Below are 3,785 nucleotides of genomic sequence, written 5' to 3' on the forward strand. Positions count from 1 at the left end.
GTCCAGTTATGCTCACTATGAGAATGTCATTCGCAATCACATTCTTCCGGATCTCTGTAAGTTGACAAGGGAAACGTAAAAAGGTTGAAATGGGTGGAAAAGGGTGGAATTGAATTGGAAAGTGTAAAAAACGGCGAAAATGCGTGATGTTTTTGGTGGAATGCGATAGAATTGGAAAAGTGAACAAAAATTGAAGTGTCAAAAAAAACGCTCGGAAAATGAGGAGATCCTCTGTTTTCCGGGCGGTTTCGTTTTTGTGTTCAATTTTTGAGGGCAGCGTTTTACTGGTGTTTGAAAAGCGTTTGAAAACGTTCAAAACGGCGGAAAATCGCCGTTTTTTTGCTTTTGCGGTTTTGAACACATTGTTTTAGACACAGGTGGATGTTTTGAAAAAACAAGCCATAAAGGGGATGGCAACCTAGCAACTAAATTCGAGAGGGCTGGCAACTGGTTGCTATCCCTCTTATCCAACGTTCAAATTAGACTGAGGTATATCCTCTTTTTTATAAACTTCTCGTGCCATGAACATCTGCTGTCGGATGTAATCCTGCCCCTGTTGACTCAACGAACGAAAATCAGAAATCAGCTTTGTTTCGATTTCGTCCAGTTGATTTTCATTGGCTGAGAATTCTTTTCCGGTCAGAAGATAGTCAACAGATATACCGAAATAATTAGCGATAATCAGTAGATTTTCAGCACTTGGCAACTTATCTCCATTTCTCCAGTAACCGATTAGTCTATCAGAAATCCCCGTGTCTTTGCTGATCTTATATGCGGAAATTGATTTTTCACGCATTAAATTATCTAAGGTTTGTGAAAGTTGCATAATTATCCTCCGAAAACATTGTAGAACTTTTTAGCGATAATAGTATTGACTATCGCTAGATTTAGCGGTATAATATTAGCATACCAATACAACAGGGTATAAAAAGCCTTATGATAATTGTACCACAAAGTAAGGCAAAAGTAAATGAAAAGGAGGAAAAAATATGGATTCTAAAATCACGACCTATTACACCATGGATTCTAAGGGACTGCATTTCTACTACAAAGTACGGGATGCTCTGATTTTTGGCGGTGAGGGCAGTGTCGGATATTGCACCGCTACAGTAAATGCGACAAAAGAAAGTGCGTGCGAAATTCTTGCATGATCAACAGCGATATGGCACAGCAAATGCAGCTGTGGGAAGATTTGTATTTAAATCGAGCCGGATGGATCAAGAAGTGCGTGAAATCCCGAAAAATTCCAGCAAACATTGTGCGAGAACTAAAGCGTCTGACACTAACGGAATTTACTGCAACAATTCATAACGCGCCAGAACTGCAAGCCGCTTTTCTCCGTACAATACAAAGTCTGCGGCGAAAGATGGATTTTGGGTTAGCCATTGGAGGGCTTCTGCTCAAGCCATACTTTACAGCGCAAGGCGTCGCAGTAGATATTGTACCGCAGGATGCGTATTTGCCAGTAAATTATACGGATGATACCTGCGATGCAATTGTCTGTCCACAGGAAATTGCAATCGGGAAGACATATTACACACGATTGGAATATCATGTTTATGATCGAACACGGCAGATCCACACGATTCAGAATCGCTGTTTCAGATCCTCTATGCCCGGTATTCTGGGCACGGAATGCCGCTTGTCTGACGTACAGATATGGGCGGATATTTTGCCTGTAAAAACTTTTGAGCAGGTACAGCGTCCCCTCTTTGCGATTTTTCAAGCGCCGGATTCCAACAATATCGACCCAGCTTCGCCGCTGGGCGTATCGGTGTTTGCAGATGCGATTGAATTCATTCGAGATGCTGATGAACAATGGGAGCGCATCCTATGGGAATTGGAATCCTCTGAGCGAGCCATTGATGCCACAGAAGATTTGTTCCGATACAAGGATGGGAAACCGGATTTCCCCAAAGGCAGAGAACGGATGTTCCGCAGCTATGAAGCGACCGACGGAAAATCCTTCATCAATACTTTTTCGCCGGAGGTTCGAGATACTTCCTACTTCAATGCATTCAATCAAATGCTGCGGCGCATTGAAAATGCAGTAGGATTGTCCTATGGTACGCTGTCCGAAGTGTCTGATGTGGAAAAGACAGCGGAAGAGGTGCGGAGTTCTAAGCAGAGGAGCTTTTCCAGAGTAAAGGATATTCAGGAAAATTTGCGTACTGCTTTGGATGATTTGCTTTATGGGATGCAATATTATCGGGACTACTACGCAAATCAAACCAATTCCCCTGTCAAAGCGACATTTTCCTTTGGGGACGGTGTGCTAGAAGATCCAGATGTAGAGTATCAGCGTCGCAGCCAAATGGTACGGGATAAGATTTTGAAGCCAGAGCTGTTCCTTTCCTGGTATTTTGACTGTTCGGAGGATAAGGCAAAAGGAATGATGCCAGAACAGCAGGACGATGGCGGGCTATTTTCCGGCGGTGAGATTTGATGCGGAACTATGAGCCAAACGCGGATCAGATCGTTGCGCTGTATCAGCAATTGGAAGATGATATTCTGCGCTCCATGATTCGGCGGATGCTAAAAATGGGATTTGTATCAGGAACAACGGCATATCAGGCGGAAGTCCTGCAAACTGCCGGGTTGCTATATGATGACATTGTTCAATTGATCGCTGACCAAACAGACGCTAGTACCGCACAAGTCAGAGCATTGTTTGAAGATGCCGGTGTACAGACGGTAGAGATTGACAATGAAATACACGAATCTGCCGGTGAAGTCCCTGTGGATATTCGCCAAGACGGAGGTATGAAACAAGTACTGGAGGCTGGCTACAAAAAACCATGGGTACCATGCGAAATCTGGTTAGCACAACAGCAACAGAAACACAAAACACGTTTATCCATGCCTGTGACAGGGCGTATATGCAGGTTTCTTCTGGCGCATTTTCTTACCAAGAAGCGATACGGCAAGCGATTATACAGGCGGCAGCGGACGGCGCAACTGTACGCTATCCATCCGGGCATACCGACCGGATGGATGTAGCTGTACGGCGTGCTGTTTTGACTGGTGTCGGTCAGACATCGGCGGCGGTGGCGAAAAAGTGGGCGGAGGATTCCGGCTGTCAATACATGGAGCTGACGGCACACGGCGGAGCAAGACCGGAGCACGCACGATGGCAGGGGCAGCTTGTGGTGGTGAGTGGCAAGCGGACTCAAAAGGTCATTGACGGACTGAAGTATTCACACCAGAAGAAATCGGCTATGGGGGCGGCAGAGGGTTTAAAGGCTGGAACTGTAGGCACAACTGGCACCCGTACTACCTTGGGCTGTCTACGCCGAACTACACGCCGGAGGAGATCGCCAAGCTGGACGAAAAGAGCATTTCTTACAACGGCGAGAAGTACACGGAGTACGAGATCAGCCAGATGCAGCGGAAAGGCGAGCGAAAGGTTCGGGAACTGAAACGGCGTGCGGCGGCATTGGACGAAGCGGCAAAGAGCACCGATGATCCGGCGTTAAAACAGGGTTTGAACGATGATTTTGCGGCGGTTTCTGTGCGTTTGAAAAATGCTGAAAAAACGCTGAAAGACTTCTGCCGACAGACCGGACGGCGGAACGATACGTTCCGGTCGCAGGTCAATGGGTTCGGACGGAGTGTTTCGCAGAAAGCGGTATATCAAAACAATCTTGCTTTTCAGGAATCTATGCGAAAAAAAGGTTTCCAAAATCCTCCGAAAAGTCTTGCAAAAATGGAAGAAATGCAGTATAATGATCCTAAGAGCCTGTTTAGTATCTTTTAAGAATAATGCGGATAAAAGCGAGGGAAAC

General features: G+C 45.7%; 3 protein-coding genes and 1 pseudogene. 3 read left to right on the forward strand and 1 reads right to left on the reverse strand.

Features of this window, described 5'->3' with window-relative positions; translation table 11 throughout:
- Positions 1-463: 463 nt before the first annotated feature.
- On the reverse strand, positions 464-826 hold the full coding sequence (locus QZ375_RS13865; protein WP_295219911.1) for a helix-turn-helix transcriptional regulator: 363 nt from the start codon (positions 824-826) through the stop codon (positions 464-466).
- A 163-nt stretch (positions 827-989) separates the two neighbouring features.
- Here QZ375_RS13865 and QZ375_RS13870 point away from each other — a divergent pair, with 163 nt between their 5' ends.
- From QZ375_RS13870 to QZ375_RS13880, 3 genes and pseudogenes are all read left to right on the forward strand, one after another.
- On the forward strand, positions 990-1,151 hold the full coding sequence (locus QZ375_RS13870; protein ID WP_295219913.1) for a hypothetical protein: 162 nt from the start codon (positions 990-992) through the stop codon (positions 1,149-1,151).
- Between the two features lie 11 nt (positions 1,152-1,162).
- Positions 1,163-2,446, forward strand: a complete 1,284-nt coding sequence (locus QZ375_RS13875; RefSeq protein WP_295219916.1) for a hypothetical protein — start codon at positions 1,163-1,165, stop codon at positions 2,444-2,446.
- 74 nt (positions 2,447-2,520) lie between these two features.
- A pseudogene (locus QZ375_RS13880) lies at positions 2,521-3,757 on the forward strand (phage minor capsid protein).
- Positions 3,758-3,785: the final 28 nt, after the last annotated feature.

This window comes from Ruminococcus sp., from assembly GCF_019417665.1.
Lineage (GTDB): Bacteria > Bacillota > Clostridia > Oscillospirales > Ruminococcaceae > Ruminococcus_C.